This window comes from Paraburkholderia tuberum STM678 (assembly GCF_902833905.1).
Classification (GTDB): domain Bacteria; phylum Pseudomonadota; class Gammaproteobacteria; order Burkholderiales; family Burkholderiaceae; genus Paraburkholderia; species Paraburkholderia tuberum.
In genome coordinates, this window is the sequence record NZ_CADFGP010000005.1 from 211,668 (window position 1) to 232,886 (window position 21,219).

The 21,219-nt window shown below is 66.1% G+C and carries 20 protein-coding genes; 8 read left to right on the top strand and 12 right to left on the bottom strand.

Features of this window, described 5'->3' with window-relative positions; translation table 11 throughout:
• Nucleotides 1–35 precede the first annotated feature (35 nt).
• Nucleotides 36–1,385, top strand: a complete 1,350-nt coding sequence (locus HWY30_RS06210) for a TAXI family TRAP transporter solute-binding subunit (protein ID WP_090805218.1) — start codon at nucleotides 36–38, stop codon at nucleotides 1,383–1,385.
• A gap of 27 nt (nucleotides 1,386–1,412) precedes the next feature.
• On the opposite strand, the gene HWY30_RS06215 is transcribed toward HWY30_RS06210, so the two are convergent.
• From HWY30_RS06215 to HWY30_RS06240, 6 genes are all read right to left on the bottom strand, one after another.
• Nucleotides 1,413–2,315: a ProQ/FinO family protein gene (locus tag HWY30_RS06215; RefSeq protein WP_090805219.1), complete on the bottom strand. Its 903-nt coding sequence runs from the start codon at nucleotides 2,313–2,315 to the stop codon at nucleotides 1,413–1,415.
• 90 nt (nucleotides 2,316–2,405) lie between these two features.
• Entirely contained in the window at nucleotides 2,406–3,770 is a 1,365-nt protein-coding gene (locus HWY30_RS06220; RefSeq protein ID WP_090805808.1) for an ATP-binding protein, read from the bottom strand.
• On the bottom strand, nucleotides 3,767–4,429 hold the full coding sequence (locus HWY30_RS06225) for a response regulator (RefSeq protein ID WP_090805221.1): 663 nt from the start codon (nucleotides 4,427–4,429) through the stop codon (nucleotides 3,767–3,769). Before HWY30_RS06225 ends, HWY30_RS06220 begins: the two co-directional genes overlap by 4 nt.
• A gap of 258 nt (nucleotides 4,430–4,687) precedes the next feature.
• Nucleotides 4,688–5,518 carry a hopanoid biosynthesis-associated protein HpnK gene (gene hpnK, locus HWY30_RS06230; RefSeq protein WP_176078853.1) on the bottom strand — a complete coding sequence of 277 codons (831 nt, stop codon included), beginning with the start codon at nucleotides 5,516–5,518 and terminating at the stop codon, nucleotides 4,688–4,690.
• Nucleotides 5,518–6,783: a bacteriohopanetetrol glucosamine biosynthesis glycosyltransferase HpnI gene (hpnI, locus tag HWY30_RS06235; protein ID WP_090805224.1), complete on the bottom strand. Its 1,266-nt coding sequence runs from the start codon at nucleotides 6,781–6,783 to the stop codon at nucleotides 5,518–5,520. Before hpnI (HWY30_RS06235) ends, hpnK begins: the two co-directional genes overlap by 1 nt.
• Nucleotides 6,784–6,802: 19 nt before the next feature.
• Nucleotides 6,803–7,153 (bottom strand): hypothetical protein, encoded by a 351-nt coding sequence (locus tag HWY30_RS06240; RefSeq protein ID WP_090805226.1) that lies wholly within the window; start codon nucleotides 7,151–7,153, stop codon nucleotides 6,803–6,805.
• 383 nt (nucleotides 7,154–7,536) lie between these two features.
• On the opposite strand from HWY30_RS06240, the gene HWY30_RS06245 reads away from it, so the two are divergent.
• Nucleotides 7,537–8,196, top strand: coding sequence for a response regulator (locus tag HWY30_RS06245; RefSeq protein WP_090805227.1), 660 nt, complete (start codon nucleotides 7,537–7,539; stop codon nucleotides 8,194–8,196).
• Complete coding sequence (locus HWY30_RS06250; protein WP_090805229.1) at nucleotides 8,193–9,596, top strand: ATP-binding protein; 1,404 nt, start codon at nucleotides 8,193–8,195, stop codon at nucleotides 9,594–9,596. The genes HWY30_RS06245 and HWY30_RS06250 overlap by 4 nt, the downstream gene beginning before the upstream one ends.
• Before the next feature lie 17 nt (nucleotides 9,597–9,613).
• Here the strand turns inward: HWY30_RS06250 and HWY30_RS06255 are convergent, their stop codons facing one another.
• The 5 genes from HWY30_RS06255 to HWY30_RS06275 all read right to left on the bottom strand — a co-directional run bounded on the left by HWY30_RS06255 (nucleotide 9,614) and on the right by HWY30_RS06275 (nucleotide 14,432).
• Complete coding sequence (locus HWY30_RS06255) at nucleotides 9,614–10,675, bottom strand: lysylphosphatidylglycerol synthase domain-containing protein (RefSeq protein WP_090805230.1); 1,062 nt, start codon at nucleotides 10,673–10,675, stop codon at nucleotides 9,614–9,616.
• Between the two features lie 145 nt (nucleotides 10,676–10,820).
• On the bottom strand, nucleotides 10,821–11,981 hold the full coding sequence (hpnI, locus tag HWY30_RS06260; protein WP_090805232.1) for a bacteriohopanetetrol glucosamine biosynthesis glycosyltransferase HpnI: 1,161 nt from the start codon (nucleotides 11,979–11,981) through the stop codon (nucleotides 10,821–10,823).
• Nucleotides 11,978–13,399: a hopanoid biosynthesis associated radical SAM protein HpnJ gene (gene hpnJ, locus HWY30_RS06265; RefSeq protein WP_090805233.1), complete on the bottom strand. Its 1,422-nt coding sequence runs from the start codon at nucleotides 13,397–13,399 to the stop codon at nucleotides 11,978–11,980. Before hpnJ ends, hpnI (HWY30_RS06260) begins: the two co-directional genes overlap by 4 nt.
• A gap of 382 nt (nucleotides 13,400–13,781) precedes the next feature.
• Nucleotides 13,782–14,192 (bottom strand): hypothetical protein, encoded by a 411-nt coding sequence (locus HWY30_RS06270; protein WP_090805235.1) that lies wholly within the window; start codon nucleotides 14,190–14,192, stop codon nucleotides 13,782–13,784.
• 36 nt (nucleotides 14,193–14,228) lie between these two features.
• Nucleotides 14,229–14,432, bottom strand: coding sequence for a cold-shock protein (locus HWY30_RS06275; protein WP_007181784.1), 204 nt, complete (start codon nucleotides 14,430–14,432; stop codon nucleotides 14,229–14,231).
• 292 nt (nucleotides 14,433–14,724) lie between these two features.
• Here HWY30_RS06275 and HWY30_RS06280 point away from each other — a divergent pair, with 292 nt between their 5' ends.
• Together HWY30_RS06280 and HWY30_RS06285 are read left to right on the top strand one after the other, a co-directional pair.
• Nucleotides 14,725–16,170 (top strand): NAD-dependent succinate-semialdehyde dehydrogenase, encoded by a 1,446-nt coding sequence (locus HWY30_RS06280; protein WP_090805237.1) that lies wholly within the window; start codon nucleotides 14,725–14,727, stop codon nucleotides 16,168–16,170.
• 145 nt (nucleotides 16,171–16,315) lie between these two features.
• The gene (locus HWY30_RS06285) at nucleotides 16,316–16,927 is read left to right on the top strand and encodes a GNAT family N-acetyltransferase (RefSeq protein ID WP_090805238.1); all 612 of its coding nucleotides are present in this window, start codon (nucleotides 16,316–16,318) and stop codon (nucleotides 16,925–16,927) included.
• 31 nt (nucleotides 16,928–16,958) lie between these two features.
• Here HWY30_RS06285 and kdgT read toward each other — a convergent pair whose 3' ends face one another.
• The gene (gene kdgT, locus HWY30_RS06290) at nucleotides 16,959–17,981 is read right to left on the bottom strand and encodes a 2-keto-3-deoxygluconate transporter (protein WP_090805240.1); all 1,023 of its coding nucleotides are present in this window, start codon (nucleotides 17,979–17,981) and stop codon (nucleotides 16,959–16,961) included.
• A 293-nt stretch (nucleotides 17,982–18,274) separates the two neighbouring features.
• Here kdgT and kduI point away from each other — a divergent pair, with 293 nt between their 5' ends.
• The 3 genes from kduI (at nucleotide 18,275) to kdgR (ending at nucleotide 20,938) form a co-directional block, all read left to right on the top strand.
• A complete protein-coding gene (gene kduI, locus HWY30_RS06295) occupies nucleotides 18,275–19,111 on the top strand; it encodes a 5-dehydro-4-deoxy-D-glucuronate isomerase (RefSeq protein ID WP_090805810.1) in 837 nt (278 codons plus the stop codon).
• Between the two features lie 6 nt (nucleotides 19,112–19,117).
• The gene (kduD, locus tag HWY30_RS06300) at nucleotides 19,118–19,888 is read left to right on the top strand and encodes a 2-dehydro-3-deoxy-D-gluconate 5-dehydrogenase KduD (RefSeq protein ID WP_090805241.1); all 771 of its coding nucleotides are present in this window, start codon (nucleotides 19,118–19,120) and stop codon (nucleotides 19,886–19,888) included.
• Nucleotides 19,889–19,987: 99 nt separating this feature from the next.
• Complete coding sequence (gene kdgR / locus HWY30_RS06305) at nucleotides 19,988–20,938, top strand: DNA-binding transcriptional regulator KdgR (protein WP_090805243.1); 951 nt, start codon at nucleotides 19,988–19,990, stop codon at nucleotides 20,936–20,938.
• Nucleotides 20,939–21,219 lie beyond the last annotated feature (281 nt).

Genomic DNA, 21,219 nt, shown 5'->3' on the forward strand with positions numbered 1-21,219 from the left:
CAATGCCTTCACCTGGCTTCCCGCACGGAGTCTTCATGAAAGCGCAGCGTCCGCGGCCTCCGCACTTTCCCGCCGAACCTACGCGCGCCGAATGGCGCGAGCACCTGCTGCCCTACTTCGTCACGGCGCTGCTGATCGCGTTCGCGATCGTGCTGATCGTCTGGATCGCCAATCCGGCGCCGCCGCGCACGATCACGATCAGCGCCGGCCCGCGCGACAGCTCGTTCGTCGTCACCGCGAACCAGTACCGCAAGATCCTCGCGCGCAACGGCATCCGCCTGAACGTGCTCGAATCCGAAGGTTCCGTGCAGAACCTGCAGCGGCTGCTGGATCCGAAGCAGCACGTCGATATCGCTCTCGTGCAGGGCGGGGTGGCCGAAGGGCTCGATACTTCGTCGCTGGTGTCGCTCGGCAGCGTGTGCTATGTGCCGATCGTCGTGTTCTATCGCGGCGCGGCGCTCACGCAACTGGCGCAGCTCGAAGGCAAGCGGATCGCGGTCGGCCGCGAAGGCAGCGGCACGCGGCTGCTCGCGCTGCAACTGCTCGCGGCGAACGGCATCGAGCCCGGCGGCGCCACGACACTAGTGCCGAGCGACGGCCTGCAGGCCGCCACGCAGCTGGTTGCCGGCGAGGTCGACGCGGCGATTCTGAACGGAGATTCGGCCACGCGCGACCTGATGCTGCGGCTATTGCGCGTACCCGGCATCTCGGTGATGAATTTCGACGAAGCGAGCGCCTATACACGCGTCTTTCCGTTTCTCGACCAGATCGACTTGCCGCCCGGCGTGCTCGATCTGAAGCGGCGCATTCCGCCCGAGACCGTTCACCTGATTAGTCCGACGGTCGAACTCGTCGCGCGCAGCACGCTGCATCCGGCGATTTCGGATCTATTGATCGAGGCGGCGCAGGAAGTGCACGGCGCCGCGGGCCTGTTGCAGCACGCCGGCCAGTTCCCGAACCCGGTCGAGCACGAATATCCGATCAGCGAAGACGCGCAGCGCTATTACCGGACCGGCAAGGGCTTTTTGTATCGGACGCTGCCTTTCTGGCTCGCGAGCATCGGCGATCGTACGCTCTTCCTGCTATTGCCGGTCGCCGTGCTGCTGTTGCCCGCCATGCGCATGATTCCGGCGCTGTACCGGTGGCGGGTGCGCTCGCGCATCTATCGTTATTACGGTTCGCTGATCGCGATCGAGCGGCACGCGCTCGCCGGCGCAACCGACGAGGAGCGCACGCAGCTACTGGGGCAACTGGACGAGATCGAGGCGGCGCTGAGCCACCTGCGCATGCCGCTCGCGTATGCGGATGCGTTTTACGTGCTGCGCGAGCATGTGGGATTCGTGCGCAGCCGGTTGACGGCTGCGCCGCCCGTCATGGCCTCGTGATCGAGGCCATGACGGGCTGTGCCAAAGTTAGGCTTGGGAGGGGGGCGAAGCGGGAGCGGTGGCTTGCGGTTCGTATTGCGCGCTGGTCTGCGCCTGGGTGTCCGCGCTCCCGGCGGCATCCGCCGCTACGGCTTCCGGCGACGCAGCAGCGGCATCCGCTTGGCGGGCCGCTTGTTCCGCAACTGCCGCTACCGCTGCTTCGGCATGTGACGCTTCAGCGGCCGCGCCCTCGGCCGGCGTACCTGCATCGGTCGGCGCATGCGCGCTTGCCGTCGCGGTGGCGGCCTTCTGCGCGCCCTTCGCCGCGCGATGCGCGAGCAGGCGCTGAGCACCCGCCGCTTCCTGCGCCGTGACCTTGCCGGCTTCGACGCCCGCCAGGTCGACGCGCGCCGCGCCGTCGACGAGGCTCTTCCAGTAGCGTCCGCCACGGCACCACGTCTTGATCGCGTCGCGCAGTTCGGCTTCGCTCAGCGACAGTTCCTTCGCATGCACGACGAGGTCTTCGAAAATGCCGATCTTCAGCGGCAGCTTCGGGGCTGGATTCTTCGGGAAAGCGACCGGGAAACGTTTTTGCAGACGACCGATCGAGCGCACCACCGGGTCCACCGGCTTGGCGTCCACCGCCGGCTTGGCGGGCGCGGTGTGGCGCGCCGGCTGCGGGCCGCCGGCTCGCGTACCTGGCTTGCCGTCCGGGCGAGCGCCGGCCTTTGCGGCCGGCTTCGCGCCGGGCCGGCCACCGGGCTTCGTGCCCGGATTGGCACCACGGTCGGCATGTGAACCAGGATGTGCCGCTGAATTTGAAGCGGGCTTGCCAGCGGACTTCGAAGCGGGGCGCGTGGCCGATTTGCGATCGGGCTTGCCGGCGGACTCTGCGGCGGCACGCGCCGCGGCCAGTTGCTTCTTCAGTTCAGCGAGTTGTTCGAAACCCATAGTGCACAACCAATCTGTCGATCCGTAAAAATGAGATTGTAGCAGCGTGCGCCTACGTGCTTGTGACAACCCGAGCCGCAATGACGATCGTCAATTCGCGGCCGTGACGGGCGCGTGGGCGGCGGGCGCGCGCAGCCCCGTGACGGACACCCGCAAACCGGGCGCCCCGACATTGTTGCTCAGCGACAGGCCGAGCTGATGCCGCTCGGCGATCCGCGCGACGATCGCGAGACCGAGCCCGCTGCCCTCGCCCTTCGACTCCTCGCCGCGATAGAAAGGGTCGAACACGCGTTCGAGTTCCGCCTCGGGAATTCCCGAGCCGCTGTCGACGACCTCGAAGCCCACGCGCTCGCCCGTGCGTCGCAGCACCACGTCGACACGGCCGCCCGCCGGCGTATGACGGATTGCGTTATTGATCAGGTTCCCTAACAACACGCTGATACTGTGCGGCTCCGCGAGCACGGTATAGGCGTCGTTCGGTGTGCGCGCGTGTTCGCATTCGAGGCCGAGATCGATCTCGCGCAACTCCGCGAGCACGGAACAATCGCTGACTGCCTGCTCGCCGATGCGGCGCAGGCTGACCGGCACCGTCGACGTAACCGGCTGCGCGTCTTCGCGTGCGAGCGTCAGCAGTTGCTGCACGAGGTGGATGATCCGGTTCACCCGATGTTCGACGCGCTCGAGCGTCTGCCCCTCGCCTCTCAGCGATCCATCGCGCGACGCCGCCTGCAGTTGCAGCTTCAGCGCCGCGAGCGGCGAGCGCAACTCGTGCGCGGCATCGGCGATGAACGTGCGCTGCGCCTGCGACGCCGTATGCAACCGTTGCAGCAGATCGTTCAGCGCTTCGACGAGCGGCCGGATTTCGACCGGCAGGTTGCCGTCGAGCCGCAGCGGTTCGAGCGAATCGATCGAACGCGTCGCGAGCGCGCGCGACAGCCCGCCGATCGGCGCGAGCCCGCGCGCGACCACCAGCAGCACCAGCGCGATCGTCACCGGCAGCAGCACGCCGAGCGGCCACAGCGTGTGCAGCGCGAGCTGCAACGCGAGTTCTTCGCGCACCGAGACCGGTTGCGCGACCTGCACGTAGCGGTCTGTCTGCGCGACGCCGAAGATGCGCCAGTGGTATTCGCCGCGCGGCACTGTGTGAAAGCCCGGCGGCAGACGCTCGAACTCCGGCGCCTGCGCGGAGCGATAGACGAGCGTACCGCCGCGGTCCCAGATTTCGATGACGATGCGGTCGTCGGCGAGATCGCCGAGGTCGGGTTCCCGCCGCTCGCGGCTGCCCGCGCCGCTCAGCGCCGACGGCAGCGACAGCGCGACGGTGCGCAGTTCGTAGTCGAACAGCTCGCTCGCCTCGCGCCGCGCGGTATGGAAGATCGCGAAAGCCGCGATCATCGACGCCGCCGCCATGCCGAAGATCAGCCAGCCGAGCAGCCAGCGGCGAATCGACGTCATCCGCACCTCTTCAGGCGGTAGCCGACCCCGCGCACGGTCACGATCTGGTCCGCGCCGATCTTGCGCCGCAGACTGTGCACATGCACTTCGATCGTATTGCTGCCGACTTCCTCGCCCCAGCCGTACAGCTTTTCTTCGAGCTCGGCCTTCGTGAACACGCGGGTCGGCTCCTCGATCAGCGCCTGCAGCAACGCGAATTCGCGCGGCACCAGCGGCAGCGGCACGCCGTCCTTGGTGACTTCATGCGCGGCGGGGTCGAGCGTCAGTTCGCCGTGACTGTAGACCGGCTGCTTCTGGCCGGTGCGCCGGCGCAGCAGCGCGCGAATGCGCGCGGCCAGTTCGTCGAGATCGAACGGCTTGATCAGGTAGTCGTCGGCGCCGGCGTCGAGACCGCGGATGCGCTCGTCGACCGCGTCGCGCGCGGTCAGGATGATCACGGGCGCCGGGCCGCCGTTGCGGCGATACGCGTTCAGCACGTCGATGCCGTCTTTTTTCGGCAGGCCGAGGTCGAGCAGCACGAGGTCGTACACGCCGTTATCGAGCGACAGTTCCGCCGCGCGGCCGTCCTCGGCCCAGTCGATCGCGTAGCCGGCGCGGCGCATCGCGCCCAGCACCGATTCCGCGATCATGTCGTCGTCTTCGACCAGTAGCAGGCGCATGGCCTCTCCTCTCCTCTCCTCTCCTTGGTGCGGTTTTGGCCGCCGCATTATCGTCCGTCGCAGCTTAACGAACGCTTACGGGGGTACGGACGACGCGTCGATTTCGCACGGCCCGGCTCGCGCGATTCGACGTTAAGCCTGTCTTATCGTGCAGTTGCCGCTCGTGCTGTTGCTGCTGCCGGCGTTGCTGAAGCTGTTGATGAAAAAGCAGCCGGTGTGAGCGTGGCCAAAGTTTTCCGCGTTTCTCGAAGCATGGCGCTACGCAAGCACATCCGCGAACCCGCCGAGCCGCCCCCCAAGCGCGCGGATCGCGGCGGCCACCCGTGGCGACAGCAGCGCCTGCAACTCGTCGGCATGCCGGTAGTCGTGCATGCCGTCGCTCAGCGCGTCGCCGGCCAGCGCCGGATGACAGTAGATTTCGCCGACACCATGCGGCAGATTCGCGAGCGCGGCGAGCCAGGTCGCCTCATCCATGCGCCCGCTCGCCGCGATGCCGACCACGTAGTCGTTGTGCGCGATCCCCGCGCGCTCGAGCCGCGTCTTCACGTGCGCGATCCACGGCCGCAGCCACAGCGGCGCGTTCGCTTCGAACGGCAGACGCATCGCCTTCATGCCGTAGTCGCGGCCGATGTCGAGGATCAGGCCGAGCACGGTCGGATGCAGATGAAAATGCTTGTGCGTGTTCACGTGGTCGAGCGTAAGGCCGGTCGCGGCGAAGGCTTCGAATTGCGCGCGAATTTCGTGCGCGAGCTGCCGGCGCACGTGCGGCAGAAAAAAGAAGCGCACACCGTCACGCACCATGTTGCTGCCGAAGCGGCCGTTCTCGTCGAGCAGCGCGGCGACCTGCTCGCGCGGCGCCAGCGCGGCGCCGTCGGCCAGCACCAGATGCAGGCCCACGCGCAGTTCCGGCAGCGCCCGCGCGCGCGCGACCGCGTCTTTGGCGGCCGGCGCGCCGACCATCAGACTCGCGGCGCGCAGCACACCGTTGCGATGCGCGCGCTCGACCGCGATATTAACGCGCTGATGCAGACCGAAATCGTCGGCGGTGATGATCAGTCCGCGCGACTGGGTGGGTTTTGCGCTCTCCATCACGTGAGGCTGTCCAGCCGGCCGCTGCGCTCGGCGGACGGCGTGCCGAACTGTATGCGCTCGCCGCGCCACACCACGTGCGAACCGAACGCGCTGACGAGCCACTGGAGCGCGAGCAGCGTATCGCGCAACGGCACCAGCGGCAGATCGCGCCAGAACGTGCGCGCGCGGCGTGCCGCGCGCAGGTGCAGCAGCAGGCGCGCGCCAACGCAGACCGCGGTGGCCGACGCGCTCGCGACCACCGCCGCGAAAGGCGCGTGAGCACACGTCGCGAGCGACACGGTCTGCCCCGCGCTCGTCAACAGCCACGGGGTGGGGAACGTGATCAGCAGCGACCCGAAGCCCGGCGGATTGACCGAGCGGATCGTGCGCAGCCAGCGCGTTTCGCGCTGCCACAGCGCCGCGAAGGTCGGCTCGATCACGTCGGTCGCGACCATCACGCGCGACAGCACCGTTTGCAGACCGAGCGCGCGCACGTGCTCGGCGAGCCAGTAGTCGTCGGCGAGGCAGTTTTTCAGCGCTTCGAAGCCGCCGATGCGCTCCAGCGTCGCGCGCCGCAACGCGAGCGTCGCGCCGAAGCCGAAGCGGCGCGAGCCCATCGCATGGGCGACCCGCACCGAGGGCGCGAACCACTCGTTGATGAACAGCGCACCGACACGCGGCCAGAAGCCGCCGACGCCGCGCGCGACGTACAGGCACGTGACCACGCCGACGTTCGGGTCCGCGAGCGGCGCGGCGACGCTGTCGAGATAGTCCGGGTCGACCGCGATGTCGCTGTCGGCGATCACGATCACGTCGTGGCGCGCGCGTGCCGCCATGTTGATCAGGTTGCTGACTTTCAGATTGCTGCCGTGTACGCGTGTGTCGATTGCAAGCTCGATGTCGCGCTTCGGATAGGCGGCCTGCAAACGGCGCACCACCGCGATGGCGGGATCGTGCGGCGACGACACACCCAACACCAGCTGAAAATGCTGATGTCGCTGCTCGCAGAAGGTTCGCAGATTTTCGTAGAGACGCGGCTCGGCGCCGCACAGCGGCTTCAGCACGCTGACACCGACCTGCGCGAACGGCCCGGTTGGGCAATCGAGCGAATCCATCAGCGAACGGCTGAGCGCGCGATTGACGGCCCTGCCCCCATGATGGTTCGATTTATGTCGGGCGGTGAAAAACGGCATGGCGAGCGCGGCGGCTGCCGTGTAGATCGAAGCGCTAACGCAGGCGGCTAACAGAAGCCATTGACATGCAATCAACGCGTGCGCCGCCATTGTGTGCCGTCCGTGTCCGTCAGTGCTCGGCCAGCACGAAAGGTTGCCCCGTTAGTCGCAGATGAAGCACGACGAGCCACCGGCGCGGACAATTCGCTGCGATCACGGCGGGCCATGCGCCGCGAGCAGCGCGAATCGCGCAGTCGCGCCGCACCGCGACCTCGAAGGCGACCTCGGCAAATTCGCGCGCGATCACCACGCCGCCGATGATCAGCGCGAGCGCGAACAGCCTGAACGATGCCGAAGCGAAAAAAGCGTCAGAGACCGGCAGTACCGGCAACGCCATGCACAGCAGCGCTTCGGTGCCCGCGGCCGTCAGAGACGCCACTAGCAGATGGGCTCGTAGCATGTCGATGGTGACTCGCTTCATAACGTGCCTCGTGCGCGGCCTTGCGGCCTGACCGGATGCTGGCAATGGGCGGGACTCGTCGAGATCGTCCGTTGACGCCATCGACCAGTATAAAGAATGCCTCGCGCGTCGCTCCATCGAAGTCCTTACGATCAGGTTGCGATGGCCTGACGACAACGTCGTCTCGCACATGCATTACGATCTGCGACGACCATTTTATAGCGCGTCGATGGTATCGATTCAAGCTGAAGGAAACCTTAACCACGCGCATGGCATGAAGCGGCTAACGAACGGCGTGGTTACACTTCGGAACGCGGCAGATTGTTCGTCTATGTGCATCAATGCCGCTTGCATCTAAATGCTCGACGTTATGCAAGAACGCCCCACAATGGAATATCTGCCTCATGCGCTTACTCCTCGTAGAAGACGACGAACTCATCGGCTGCGGTGTCGAGGCGGGCCTTCGTCAGGCCGGCTTCACAGTCGACTGGGCACGCGACGGCCACAAGGCCGGCCTCGCGCTCGACACGACTCAATATGCCTTGGTGGTACTCGACCTCGGCCTGCCGCGCGTGAGCGGCACGGAACTGCTCAAACGCGTGCGCGACGCCGGCAATGACGTGCCGGTGCTGGTGTTGACCGCAAAAGGCACGGTCGTCGATCGCGTCGGCGGACTCGAAGCGGGCGCCGACGACTATCTCGGCAAGCCGTTCGATCTCACCGAACTGGTGGCGCGGTGCCGCGCGCTGTTGCGCCGCGCACAAGGTCGCAGTATCGATCTGATTCGTTACCAGAATCTGACAGTGAATCCGGCCGCGCAAACGGTGCAGATCGACGAGGCGCGCGTGCCGCTCACGTCGCGCGAATGGGCGATCCTGCTGCAACTGCTGACCAATCTCGGCATTCCTCAGTCGCGCTCGCGGCTCGAAGAAAGCCTGTACGGCTGGCAGGAAGAAATCGAAAGCAATGCGATCGAGGTGCACGTGTCGAACCTGCGCAAGAAGCTCGGCGCAAGCCTGATCAAGACCGTGCGCAACATCGGCTATGTGATGGAGAAAGAATGATCGGTCCGTCGATTCGGCGGCGCCTCGTGCTGCTCGTGCTCGCAAGCATCGCGATCGTATGGGGCTGCGCGCTCGTGTCGAGCTACCGGCAAGCCATCCACGAAGTCGCCGCGTGGGAACGAGCGCGTCTCGCCGAACTCGCGCAGATGCTCGCGCTGCTCGATTCGACCAATCTGATGACTCTCGCCAATGCGCGCATCGACGTGCGTGAAGAAGAGAGAGGCGGTGAGCCCGGCGCGAGCGATCTCGACGACGACGACACGCTGCCGCGCGACGCCCTCTTCCAGGTGCGCGCGGCCAACGGCGCCGTTCTGGCGGGCAGCCCGCAACTGCATGCGCTCGCCGCGTGGGATTTGCCGTTGCCGCCCGCGAGCGGCGCGCAGGACGTCACGTTGGGCGGCCAGCTCTATCACTCGTTCACGTTGCGTGAAACGGCGCTCGGTCACAGCGTGCGCGTGTTCGAACTGGCCAACACCCGCAGCGACCTGGTGAGCGGTGTCGCGAGCCGCATCGCGCGGCCCACGCTGATCGCGCTGCCAGTGCTCGCGGTGCTCGTGTGGCTCAGCATCGGCTGGAGTCTCGCGCCGCTGAAGGTGTTGTCGGCCGCGATCCGTTCGCGCGACATCAACCGCATGGAACCGGTCGGCATCGGCCGCACGCCGCTCGAGGTGCGCCCGCTCGTCGACGCGATCAACCAGATGCTGGCGCGTCTGCACCATGCGCGCGAGCTAGAGCGCGCCTTCACCGCCGATGCCGCGCACGAACTGAAGACGCCGCTCGCCGCGATCAAGGTACAGGCGCAGGTCGCGCTCGCCGAGTCCGACATCGCGCTGCAGCGGCTCGCGATGGAGCGCGTCGTGCAAGGCGTCGATCGCAGCGCGCGGCTCGCCGAGCAACTGCTGCTGCTCGCGCGGCTCGACGTGCAGGAGAAGCTGCCCACCGTGCCGCTGAGGCCGGCGGCGATCGCGAAAGATACGCTGCTCGCGAACAGGCGCAATGCGCAACAGAAGCACATCAATGTGATGCTGGTCGGCGACATGCTCGCCGAGATCGACGCGGAGCCCGTGCTGATCGGCATCCTGCTCGACAATCTGCTCGATAACGCGATCAAGTACGGACGCACGGGCGGCACTGTCGAAGTGGCGCTGCGCCATGCCGACGAGCAGGTGCAGCTGATCGTGCGCGACGACGGCCCCGGCGTCGCGCCGGACGATCTCGCGCGGCTCACGAACCGCTTTTTCCGCGCGACCGGCAATCAGGCGACCGGCAGCGGGCTCGGTTTGTCGATCGTTGCGCGGATCGCCGAGCATTTCGGTGCGAGTCTGCAGCTAGGCGCCGGGATCGGGGACCAGGGGCTTGCGGTGCGGGTGTCGTTTCCGGCCTATCGCGCGACGCGCTGAAGGCGCGCGCCAATCGCTCAGCGCCGCTCGCCGCGCCGGTTCGCGTCAGCGACGCCCGAACGCTGCTTGGCCAGTTCGGCGCGCACGCCGTGCGGCGCGGCATGCGGCCGCGCGCTGCCGGACGCCTCGAACAGCTGCCACGCGATCAGGCCCGGCACGAATATCAGCAGATCGCGAATTCGCCGCGCGGCCGCGAGCGCGAGACAGGTGGCGGGGTCGAGCCCCAGTGCGCCGCCAATCAGTATGAAAGCGCCCTCCTGCACGCCGAGACCGCCCGGCACGAAGAACGCGGCACTGCTGACCGCCTGGATCAGCGATTCGATCACGATCGCCTCGACGAGCGTCACGCGCGCGCCGAGGAAATACAGCGCGAGCCAGATTTCGAGCGAGGTGAGCACGCATTGCAGCGGCTGCCAGAAGAACAGATAGCGCAGCACGACCGCGCGGCGGCGCCAGATCACCTTGATCGACTGATCGATCTGGGCGGACTGGCCGACCAGCGCGGTTAGCTTGCCGCTCGTCACGCGGTTCGCCACGCGCGTGATGCGCTCGAACGGATTGGCATGCTGGACGAGCCCGAACAGCAACAGCACCGGCGTCAACGCGACCACGCCCCACGCGAGCTGCCCGGCGAGCCGCAGCGCGCCCGATTGCGCATTGGCGAACAGAAAACCAATCCCGACCATCGTGAACATCAGCTGGCTGATCACGGTCAGCTGCATGTCGACGATGGTGCTGGCCACCGCTGTCGACGGCCTGACGCCCCAGCGCTTGAACATACGGAACGACACGAGTTCGCCGCCGATCCGCGCGACCGGCAGCATGCAGTTGACCGATTCGCGCACCCACACCAGATGCAGCATCCTGCCGAAGCTGGGGCGGTTCGCGCCGCGAATCAGCGAGCGCCAGTCGCACGCGTTGGCGATCATTGGCAGCACATGCGCGAGCGCGGCCACCACGAGGCCCGCGCCGGCCGCGCGCAACGCGCTGAACACCGCGCGCGGATCTTCGCGCCAGACGAGCCACAAAGAGATCAGCAAACCCGCGAGCGCAGCCGCGCGGCCCAGATGCTTCATCATGCGGGCACCTCGCACACGACCTCGGTATACGTGATGCGCCGCACGCCGCGTGTCGCCGGGGCGCTGCCATGCGTCTCCAGGGCGCTCCCGTTTCGCCCGCTCGAAACTTCTTCGTTCATTGCCAGCCCAATCTGCCGTTCGTTCGTCATTCGTCCTGCGCCGCCGACAGCAGCCCATCGCCGTCGACCTTGAAGCTGAAGCCCCGCCAGATCACCCGCGACGAGCGGAAGCTCGCGACGAAAATCGCAAACGATACGATATCCCATAACGGCAGAAGCCACAGATCGCGGCAGCGTTGACGCAACGCCCGATCCGCGCGCCACTTCAACGCGAGACGCGCGACCACCGTCACTGCCGCGAGCAGCCACGCCCACGGCGCGCCGCCCGAGCACGCGAGCGCGAGCAGCGCGAACGGCAACGGATGCACGAGCGCCGTGCCGAAGTGTCCGAGCGGATCGATGCGGCGAATCGTGCGGCTCCAGCGCAGTTCGTGCGTCACGAGTTGTGCGGCGCTCGCTTCGACACACGCATGCGCGATCGCGAACGGCGGAATCGTGACCTGCTCGCCCGCCGCGCGCACCGCCGCGCCGATCTCGTAGTCCTCGGCCAGATGCTGCACGAACGGCTTGAAACCGCCGATCCGCTCGTAGGTGTCGCGCCGCATCGCGATGGTCTGGCCGAAGCACGGCCGCGCGAGCCCGAGCGCGAGTCCAGTGACGACGCCCGGCAGGAACTGGTAGTTGGTTGCGATCGCCGACAGCCGCGGCCAGAAACCCGGATCGGGCTGGCCGCGATATGCGCAGGTGACGAGCCCGACGCCCGGCTGCTGCAATTCGCCGATCACGTTGCGCAGATAGTCCGGGCCGACACACACGTCGCTGTCGGCGAACACGAGCACGTCGTGGCGCGCCTGCGGCACCATGTTGAGGATATTGCTGATCTTGCGGTTCGGGCCGTACAGACGCGCATCGGCGACGACGGTGATGTCCGCCTGAGGATGGAGACGCCGCAGTTCGTTGACGGTTTGCAGCGCGGGGTCGGCGCAGTCATGCACGCCGAACAGGAATTGCACGGGCCCGGGATAATTTTGCGCGCAGAAGCTCGACAGATTGTCGAGCAACGCCCACTCGTTGCCATGCAACGGTTTGATCACCGTAATGGGCGGAAAGCTGGAGGGTTCGGCTACATCCCTCGCGAAGAAGCGCCCGATCAGCGCGCTCGCGAGCACGGTGTACCCGATGCCGACAACGGTCGCCGCCGCGCACGCGTACGCGAGCGTGACGGCGGCGAGGTGTGCGGCGCTCACGCCTCGTGCGCGCGCAGGAAGCGGAAAAATTCGACGCCTTCGCGCAGGCGCCGTTTCATCATGTCCCAGCTCGTCAGCATTTCGCGCAGGATCTCCCAGATCTTCGACGGCCGGAAATAAAAGCGTTTATAGAAGTTTTCGAGCTGATGGTACATCTCGTCTCGCGACAGATGCGGGTAGCCGATCGCCGCCAGTTGCACGCCTTCCTTGCTGACGAGATTGATCACCTTGTTCTCCGCGAGCCAGCCGTTCTCGACCGCCTGGTTGTAGAGCGTAGTGCCCGGGTACGGCGCGGCGAGCGACACCTGGATCGTCAGCGGATTGATCTCTTTCGCGTACTCGATGGTCTTCTGGATCGTTTCCGGCGTCTCGCCCGGCAAGCCGAGAATGAAGGTGCCGTGCACCTTGATGCCCAGCGTGCGGCAGTCCTGGGCGAAGCGCCGCGCGATGTCGGTACGCAAGCCCTTCTTGACGTTCAGCAGGATCTGGTCGTCGCCGGATTCGTAGCCGACCAGCAGCAGGCGCAAGCCGTTTTCCCTCATGATCTTCAGCGTCGAGTAAGGCACGTTCGCCTTCGCGTTGCACGACCATGTGACGCCCAGCTTGCCCATGCCTCGCGCGATTTCTTCGGCGCGCGGTTTGAAGTCGGTGAACGTGTCGTCGTCGAACATGATCTCCTTGACTTCGGGCATGTTGTCGCGAATCCACTTGACTTCCTCGAGCACGTTCTCGACCGAACGCACCCGATAGCGATGGCCGCCGACCGTTTGCGGCCACAGGCAGAACGTGCACTTCGAGCGGCAGCCGCGGCCGGTGTAGAGCGACAAGTACGGATGCTTCAGGTAGCCGTTGAAGTAATTCTTGATGGTCAGATCGCGCTTGTAGATCGGCGCGACGAACGGCAGCTCGTCCATGTTCTCGAGGATCGGGCGCGCTTCGTTGTGCTCGATCGAGCCGTCGGGGGTGCGATAGCTCAAGCCCAGGATCTGCGCGAACGGCTTGCCTTCGGCGATTTCCTTGCAGGTGAAATCGAATTCCTCGCGACACACGAAGTCGATGGCCTCGGTCGCGGTCAGCGAATTGTGCGGATCGACCGCGACCTTCGCGCCGACCATGCCGATCAGCAGCGACGGCTTGCGCTTCCTGAGGTCCTGGGCGAACAACGCGTCGGTCGGGAAGGATGGCGTGCTGGTGTGGATCACCACCAGCTCGTATTGCGAGGCGATGTCGAGGGCGGCGTCGACGGACAGGCCGTCTGCCGTGGCGTCGAGCACGCGGCTGTCGGGAACCAGTGCCGCGGGTTGGGCGAGCCACGTCGGATACCAGAACGAGCGAACTTCACGCTTGGCCTGATAGCGCGAACCCGCACCACCATCGAAGCCGTCGTACGACGGCGCCTGCAAGAACAGAGTTTTCATGGATGCTCCAGCAAGCCTTTATAGGCGCTTTCGGTTTTCAGTCGGGAATCTATTCTGTTCCATTGCCCGAATGCAGGTCGGGAAAGCCTGTGCCCGACCTGCACGTAGCGGCGGCCGCGGTCCGGAAAGGCCACGGGCAGTGGCGCAAATAGTACGGAGCAAAGCTGAAGGAAACCTGAAGAATAATACTGCGTTCAGACCGCGCGCGGCATGCTCCGATGGGGCGATTTGTGTAATCGACGCGCTCGTGCAATCGTGTCGCATCGATGTCGTATCGGCGTGGTAAATGGATAGGTTCTCGCGTGGCGTGCGGGCGAGCCCCGCCGGCGCCCGCCGATTCACGCCACCTTCACGGGCGCGAACGCTCGGCCCGACGCGTCGCTCATCGCGCGAGACGCCTCGCCCATTCGAGCCAGCCGAGATTGAGGGCCGCGTTTACCACTACGCCGAGCGCCGACGCGAGCGCGGCGATCATGGTCCAGAAGGCCGAGCGCCGCGCCGCGCGCGCCGACGTGTGGGCGGCGGCCGCAGCGTCGCGCGACGCGCTCGCCGCCGCCTGCGCGATATGCGACGACGCCTCCATGCGCGCGAGCGACCTCAGCGCGAAACCGCGCTCGTCGTCGTGCGTGGCGGCGGCCGCCTCATGCGCCGCGTCGTCGCGCTGCGCCTGCTCGAACAGATAGCGATGACAGAACGGCGTCAGCGGTTCGTCGGGATAGCGCGCGGCGAAGTTTTTCGCATAGGCGGCGCCGCCATTGCGCTCGATCTCCGCGTAGGCGGCGTCCTTATCCATGGTTGCCTCGCATGCGGACGAGCCGCCCGGCCGGCGTCACACGGGCTTGATGTCGGCAGCCTGTTTGCCTTTCGGCCCCTGCTTGATTTCGAAGCTGACTTTCTGGTTTTCCTGCAACGACTTGAAACCTTCGGATCGAATCTCCGAAAAATGGGCGAACAGATCTTCGCCGCCGTCATCGGGAGTGATGAAGCCGAAGCCCTTTGCGTCGTTGAACCATTTCACTGTTCCGGTTGGCATGGCGATGTCCTCGTGATGCGCTGTAGTAGCGGTTGAATGGATGAAGCGCTGCGTCCTGCAAGCGTTTCGTGCAGCGCCGACGCGGCGCCCCGGCACGACCCGCAAAATCGCTCCGGTGCCAAACCTCAGCAAGCCGCATGCCGCGACCGGGCGCCTGCGGGCCGCGCCGGTGCGATTGCCCGCAATCAGATAAGATAAATGGTATCCGCAATTCATTCATGGCCGCGCAGGAATGTCGCCTCGTGCCGCACGTCCGCGCGGCCAGTTGTTTTCCCACTCACAGGAACCCAGCATGGCCATCTCGAGCTATACCGATACCCGTCTTCTGATCAACGGCGAATGGTGCGACGCCGCCAGCGGCAAGACCCTCGACGTGATCAACCCCGCGACCGGCCAGGCCATCGGCAAGGTCGCGCATGCCGGCATCGCCGATCTGGACCGCGCGCTCGAAGCCGCGCAGCGCGGCTTCGAAGCCTGGCGCAAGGTGCCGGCCAACGAGCGCGCAACCGTCATGCGCCGTGCCGCCGCCCTCGTGCGTGAGCGCGCCGCGGACATCGGCCGCCTGATGACGCAGGAACAGGGCAAGCCGTTCGCCGAGGCGCGCGGCGAAGTGCTGGCGGCCGCGGACATCATCGAATGGTTCGCGGACGAAGGCCGCCGCGTGTATGGCCGCATCGTGCCGTCGCGCAACCTTGCCGCGCAGTCGCAGGTGCTGAAGGAGCCGATCGGCCCGGTCGCGGCGTTCACGCCGTGGAACTTCCCGGTCAACCAGGTCGTGCGCAAGCTGTCGGCGGCGCTCGCCTGCGGCTGCTCGTTCCTCGTCAAGGCGCCGGAAGAAACCCCGGCGTCGCCGGCGGCGCTGCTGCAAGCCTTCGTCGAGGCCGGCGTGCCGGCCGGCACGGTCGGCCTCGTGTTCGGCGATCCGGCTGAAATCTCGAGCTACCTGATCCCGCATCCGGTGATCCGCAAGGTTACGTTCACGGGCTCGACGCCGGTCGGCAAGCAGCTTGCGGCGCTGGCCGGCTCGCACATGAAGCGCGCGACGATGGAGCTCGGCGGCCACGCACCGGTGATCGTCGCGCAAGACGCCGACGTCGCGCTCGCCGTCAAGGCAGCCGGCGCCGCGAAGTTCCGCAACGCGGGCCAGGTCTGCATCTCGCCGACGCGTTTTCTCGTGCACAACAGCATCCGCGAAGAGTTCGCCGCGGCGCTCGTCAAGCACGCTGAAAGCCTGAAGCTCGGCGACGGTCTCGCCGAAGGCACGACGCTAGGGCCGCTCGCCAACGCGCGCCGTCTGACGGCGATGGCCAAGGTCGTCGACGACGCCCGCAAGACCGGCGCGAAGGTCGCGACGGGCGGCGAGCGCGTCGGTACCGAAGGCAACTTCTTCGCGGCCACCGTGCTGACCGACGTGCCGCTCGACGCCGACGTGTTCAACAACGAGCCGTTCGGCCCGGTCGCCGCGATTCGCGGCTTCGACAAGCTCGAAGAAGCGATCGCCGAAGCAAACCGCCTGCCGTTCGGCCTCGCCGGCTACGCGTACACGAAGTCGTTCGCCAACGTGCACCTGCTGTCGCAGCGCATGGAAGTCGGCATGCTGTGGATCAACCAGCCTGCCACGCCGACGCCGGAAATGCCGTTCGGCGGCGTCAAGGATTCCGGCTACGGCTCGGAAGGCGGCCCGGAGGCGATGGAAGCCTACCTCGTGACCAAGGCGGTCACGGTGATGTCGGTTTAATCACGGGTTCAATCACGGGTTTAATCACGCCAATCACGCGCTTCGGGAACGGCGCCGCGGTTTTGCCGCTCGCATCGTTCCCGAGCGCGGCTCAACCGATCTGCCAGGTCCACGAGTCTTCCGCTCGCGGACCTTTTTTATTGCCATGAACGATATTTCCGCCGAATCGATGCAGCCCACGCTGAGCGGCTCGTTCGTCGAGCTGCGGCCGCTGCGCGAGGAGCACGCGCAGGCCCTCGTCGACGCCGCCGCCGACGGGCAACTGTGGGACATGAAGCTGACCGTCGTGCCGGGCCCGGCGACGATCGACGCCTATATCGCCACCGCGCTCGCCGGCCGTGCGGCCGGCAAGGTGATGCCGTTCGTGATCGTGCGGCGCGACGAGGATGACCGTGCTGGCCGGATCGTCGGCAGTACGCGGTTCTGGAAGATCGATCGCGCGAACCGCAAGCTCGAAATCGGCCATACGTGGCTCGCCGCCTCGGCGCAGCGCTCGGTCGTGAACACCGAGGCGAAATATCTGCTGCTGTGCCACGCGTTCGACGTGATGCGCTGCGTGCGCGTGCAGTTCACGACCGACGAGCTCAACGACAAATCGCGCGCGGCGATCCTGCGCATCGGCGCGCAACAGGAAGGCATCGTGCGGCACGAGCGGATCATGCCCGATGGGCGCAAGCGCAACTCGGTGCGCTTTAGCATCATCGACGACGAATGGCCGGCGGTGAAAGCGATGCTCGAAGCGAAGCTGGCGCGCTGAGCGGCGCGCCGGCTTCCTGCTACCGACTCAGTCAAACCGGCGCATCGCGCTGCTCGTTGAGCGGCGCCGCCTGCGTCGCGGTGGCGAACTCCTCGCGCAGCGCGTCGCGCGCACGATGCCGGCGCACCCACAGCGCCGTGAGGATCGGCACCAGAATCGCGGTCACGAGGCAAGCGGTGGCGACCATCGCGGTCGCGGCCGGCACCAGCGGTTTGAAGCTCGGAATCATGTCGGCGATGATCGCCGGATTCGCGACCGCGGCCCCTGCCGTCGACGACGCCGCCAGCCCCGCCGCGCCATTGCCGCCGGCAATCCAGCGATCGGCGAGAATCAGCGGCACGCCAGTCACGACGATCACGCCAAGCCCCAGCACGATGCCCGGCAGGCCGCTCGTGACGATCACGTTCAGATCGATGCCGTTGCCGAGCGCAAAGCCGAAAAACGGAATCAGCGGATGCACGCAGCGGCCGAACAGCTCGCGCAGCTCGCTATCGAAGTTGCCGAGCGCAAACCCGATCAGAAACGGCAGCACCGCGCCGACGAACAGGCGCGGCTCGAAGAACGCGACCCCCGTCGCACCCAGAATGATCATGCTGATCAGCGGCCCCGATTCGACCGACATCAGCACGAACGCGCCCGCCTCTTCCTTCGTGCCGTACTGTTGCATCACGGCCGCGTACAGCCCGCCGTTGGTCATGTCCATCGACGTAGTGATCGCGAGCATCGACAGTCCCGCGAACAGCCCGGTCTTGATGCCATCGATCGGAATGAAGCGCGCCGCGATCAGCGTGACGATCCACGCGACCAGCATCTTGGTGGCGAGCAGCGTGCCCGACTTGCGCAGCACGGTGCCGGTCGCGCGCAGGTCGATCGTCGCGCCCATGCAGAAGAACCATACCGCGAGGATCGGCACGGTGCCGGTAATCAGGCCGTTGGTGAACGAGCCGAAGTATTTGCCCGCGCCCGGCGCGAACGTATGCACACAGGCGCCGAGTAGCAGCGGCACCAGCATCAGACCGCCAGGAATGCGGTCGATGGCCTTCTTGATCTTCATGCCTCCTCCATGGACGGTGACGTCCCGTTGACGGGCCAATGACCCGCGTTGGTGTCCCGTTCTACGCCGGGCTCTCCCTGTCCGGCGCAATATAGCATCACGAAAGGAACGCCGTTCCGTTTTATTTCTTAAACCTGACTATCGTTTACCCGGTCGTTCGCGCTATGCGTTGCCAGCCGCGATCATCCGTCACAATATTTTCGGACCAGCGTTCCGAAATCAAGATTCTGCGTTACAGTCTCGGGCACGAGGAAGGCGGCGCCGCGCCCCGCATACCGACAGGAGAACGATCAATGGACGTGAGACAGGCCATCAACAGCGAATACGCGAAGACGCTCGACACCACCGGGCTGCGTCGCGAGTTTCTGGTGGAGCAGATCTTCGAGCGCGATGCGTTGAAGCTCACGTACAGCCATATCGACCGGATCATCGTCGGTGGCGTGTGGCCGGTCGAGCGCGCGGTCGAAGTGCCGGGCTCGCTCGGCAAGGCGATCGGCGTCGACTATCTGCTCGAGCGGCGTGAACTCGGCGCGATCAACATCGGCGGCGACGGCTGGGTCGACGTCGACGGCACGCGCTACACGGTGCGCCGCGAAGAGGCGATCTATATCGGCAAGGGCGCGCAAGCGGTCGCGTTCGGTAGCGCCGACGCCACCCGGCCGGCGAAGTTCTATCTGAACTGCGCGCCCGCGCACACCAGCTATCCGACCCGCACGATCTCGCTCGACCAGGCCTCGCCCGAAACCCTCGGCGATCCGGCCACGAGCAACCGCCGCACCATCTACAAGTTCATCGTGCCCGACGTGCTGCCGACCTGCCAGCTGTCGATGGGCATGACGAAGCTCGAACCGGGCAGCCTGTGGAACACGATGCCCTGCCACACGCACGAGCGCCGCATGGAAGTGTATTTCTACTTCGACGTCGCCGACGACGCCGCCGTCTTCCACATGATGGGTGAGCCGCACGAAACCCGGCACATCGTCGTGCGCAACGAGCAGGCGGTGATCTCGCCGAGCTGGTCGATCCATTCGGGCGTCGGCACGCGCGCGTACACGTTCATCTGGGGCATGGTCGGCGAGAACCAGGTGTTCGGCGACATGGACCATCTCGCGGTCCGCGAGCTGCGCTGAGCGAACATGAGTCCGAACACAGTGAACACTTTCGATCTGACCGGCAAGGTCGCCATCTTGACCGGCAGCAACACCGGCCTCGGCGCCGGCATGGCCGTCGCGCTCGCCGCGGCCGGCTGCGACATCGTCGGTGTCAGTCGCGCGGACGCGGGCACGACCGCCGCGCGCGTCGAGGCGCTCGGACGCCGCTTCGCCGACGTGCGCGCCGATCTCGCGTCGAGCGTTTCGGTCGACGACATCGTGCGTGCCGCGGTCGAAGCGTTCGGCCGCATCGACGTGCTCGTCAATAACGCAGGCATCATCCGTCGCGAAGACGCGCTCGAGTTCGGCGAAGACGACTGGGACGCGGTCATGGACGTGAATCTCAAGAGCCTGTTCTTCCTGTCGCAGGCCGCGGCGCGTCAGTTCGTGCGTCAGCAAAGCGGCGGCAAGATCATCAACGTCGCGTCGATGCTGTCGTTCCAGGGCGGCATCCGCGTCGCGTCGTACACCGCATCGAAAAGCGGCGTGCTCGGTCTGACGCGACTGCTCGCGAACGAATGGGCCGCGCGACGCATCAACGTGAACGCGATCGCGCCCGGCTATATGGCGACTGCGAACACCGTGGCGTTGCGCGACGACGCGCAGCGCAACGAGGAGATACTCGGCCGCATTCCGGCCGGCCGCTGGGGCGTGCCCGACGATCTCGCGGGGCCGGTGGTTTTTCTCGCCTCGTCGGCGTCGGACTACGTGCATGGGCATACACTGGCGGTGGATGGCGGCTGGCTCGCGCGCTAGGGACGGCACAAGCTCGCCACGAGTGCGCGCGACGCGCTATGCTCTCGCGCCGGTGAGCATCGGCTCGATGCGGCAGCGGCGAGTTGGCACAGACAGGGAATGACGGACATGGCGGCAACGGGAACACACAGGAATACTGCGAGGAATACTGCGAGGAACACTGCGCGCGACAAGACGCTCGACAAGGCGCTCGATAAGACCCGCGGCAAAGCCCGCAAGGAACCCGCCGGCGCAGCGTCGCTCGATGCGCACAGCGGTGAGCGCGGCGAATCGGCGTCGTCGATCGGGCGCGTGTTCGCGATTCTCGGCGCGATCGGCGACACCGGACAGATCGGCATCAGCGAGCTGTCGCAACGGCTCGGCATGTCGAAGACGACCGTGCATCGTGTGATTCAAACACTGAAGGCGCTCGGCTACGTGACCCAGGAAGTCGAAACCGAACGCTATCGGCTGACGATCCGTCTGTTCGAGCTCGGCGCGAAAGCGCTCGAAAGCGTCGATCTGGTGCGCGAGGCCGACATCGAGATGCGCCGCATCGGCCAGATGACGCGCGAAGCGGTACACCTGGGCGCGTTCGACGACGACGCGATCATCTACATCCACAAGATCGACGCCGACTACGGGCTGCGCATGCAGTCCAGGATCGGCCGACGCAATCCGCTGCATAGCACGGCGATCGGCAAGGTGCTGCTCGCATGGATGGACCCGGCCGACGCGCGTGACGTGCTCTCGCACATCGAATTTCGCAAGTCGACGCAAAAGACCCTGACCTGCGCCGAAGCGGTGTTGAGCATCCTGCCGCGCGTACGCGAGCAGGGCTACGGCGAGGACAACGAGGAGCAGGAAGAAGGCCTGCAATGCATCGCGGTGCCCGTGTTCGACCGCTTCGGCCGTGTGATCGCCGGTCTGTCGATTTCGTTTCCGACGATGCGCTGCGGTGCCGACACGAAGCAGCATTACGTCGCGTTGCTCAAAGAGGCCGGTCTCGCGATTTCGACGCGGCTCGGCTATCGCGAAGCGACCGCCCCGGAGCCCGCGGCCGCGCAGTAGGTTGCGCGCGCGATGCGTTTTTACCTATCCCACCGAAGCTTAAGACAAGCTGATGACGCTACAGGTGTAGCGTCTTTCCATCACGCTCGCCCGAGCGCACTACCGAACTTCTTACCCAGTCTGCAACCGAATGTATCTGCGCCGCATACATAAGCCAAAATTTGATGCGCTTCTTTTTTCAGCAATCGAGGCGCCGAAGCTTCGCTTCGAATCCATGCTTCGTCTGCCTTTCAATGCGTTTTTTTTCATAGACCCTTCAAGGGTTTGCCCGCGCGCTTGAC

Excerpts from the sequence above, each read along its gene's own strand:
- HWY30_RS06210 (WP_090805218.1), top strand. The coding sequence starts at position 36 with ATGAAAGCGCAGCGTCCGCGGCCTCCGCACTTTCCCGCCGAACCTACG.
- HWY30_RS06215 (WP_090805219.1), bottom strand. The coding sequence starts at position 2,315 with ATGGGTTTCGAACAACTCGCTGAACTGAAGAAGCAACTGGCCGCGGCG.
- HWY30_RS06220 (WP_090805808.1), bottom strand. The coding sequence starts at position 3,770 with ATGACGTCGATTCGCCGCTGGCTGCTCGGCTGGCTGATCTTCGGCATG.
- HWY30_RS06225 (WP_090805221.1), bottom strand. The coding sequence starts at position 4,429 with ATGCGCCTGCTACTGGTCGAAGACGACGACATGATCGCGGAATCGGTG.
- hpnK (WP_176078853.1), bottom strand. The coding sequence starts at position 5,518 with ATGGAGAGCGCAAAACCCACCCAGTCGCGCGGACTGATCATCACCGCC.
- hpnI (WP_090805224.1), bottom strand. The coding sequence starts at position 6,783 with ATGGCGGCGCACGCGTTGATTGCATGTCAATGGCTTCTGTTAGCCGCC.
- HWY30_RS06240 (WP_090805226.1), bottom strand. The coding sequence starts at position 7,153 with ATGAAGCGAGTCACCATCGACATGCTACGAGCCCATCTGCTAGTGGCG.
- HWY30_RS06245 (WP_090805227.1), top strand. The coding sequence starts at position 7,537 with ATGCGCTTACTCCTCGTAGAAGACGACGAACTCATCGGCTGCGGTGTC.
- HWY30_RS06250 (WP_090805229.1), top strand. The coding sequence starts at position 8,193 with ATGATCGGTCCGTCGATTCGGCGGCGCCTCGTGCTGCTCGTGCTCGCA.
- HWY30_RS06255 (WP_090805230.1), bottom strand. The coding sequence starts at position 10,675 with ATGATGAAGCATCTGGGCCGCGCGGCTGCGCTCGCGGGTTTGCTGATC.
- hpnJ (WP_090805233.1), bottom strand. The coding sequence starts at position 13,399 with ATGAAAACTCTGTTCTTGCAGGCGCCGTCGTACGACGGCTTCGATGGT.
- HWY30_RS06270 (WP_090805235.1), bottom strand. The coding sequence starts at position 14,192 with ATGGATAAGGACGCCGCCTACGCGGAGATCGAGCGCAATGGCGGCGCC.
- HWY30_RS06275 (WP_007181784.1), bottom strand. The coding sequence starts at position 14,432 with ATGCCAACCGGAACAGTGAAATGGTTCAACGACGCAAAGGGCTTCGGC.
- HWY30_RS06280 (WP_090805237.1), top strand. The coding sequence starts at position 14,725 with ATGGCCATCTCGAGCTATACCGATACCCGTCTTCTGATCAACGGCGAA.
- HWY30_RS06285 (WP_090805238.1), top strand. The coding sequence starts at position 16,316 with ATGAACGATATTTCCGCCGAATCGATGCAGCCCACGCTGAGCGGCTCG.
- kdgT (WP_090805240.1), bottom strand. The coding sequence starts at position 17,981 with ATGAAGATCAAGAAGGCCATCGACCGCATTCCTGGCGGTCTGATGCTG.
- kduI (WP_090805810.1), top strand. The coding sequence starts at position 18,275 with ATGGACGTGAGACAGGCCATCAACAGCGAATACGCGAAGACGCTCGAC.
- kduD (WP_090805241.1), top strand. The coding sequence starts at position 19,118 with ATGAGTCCGAACACAGTGAACACTTTCGATCTGACCGGCAAGGTCGCC.
- kdgR (WP_090805243.1), top strand. The coding sequence starts at position 19,988 with ATGACGGACATGGCGGCAACGGGAACACACAGGAATACTGCGAGGAAT.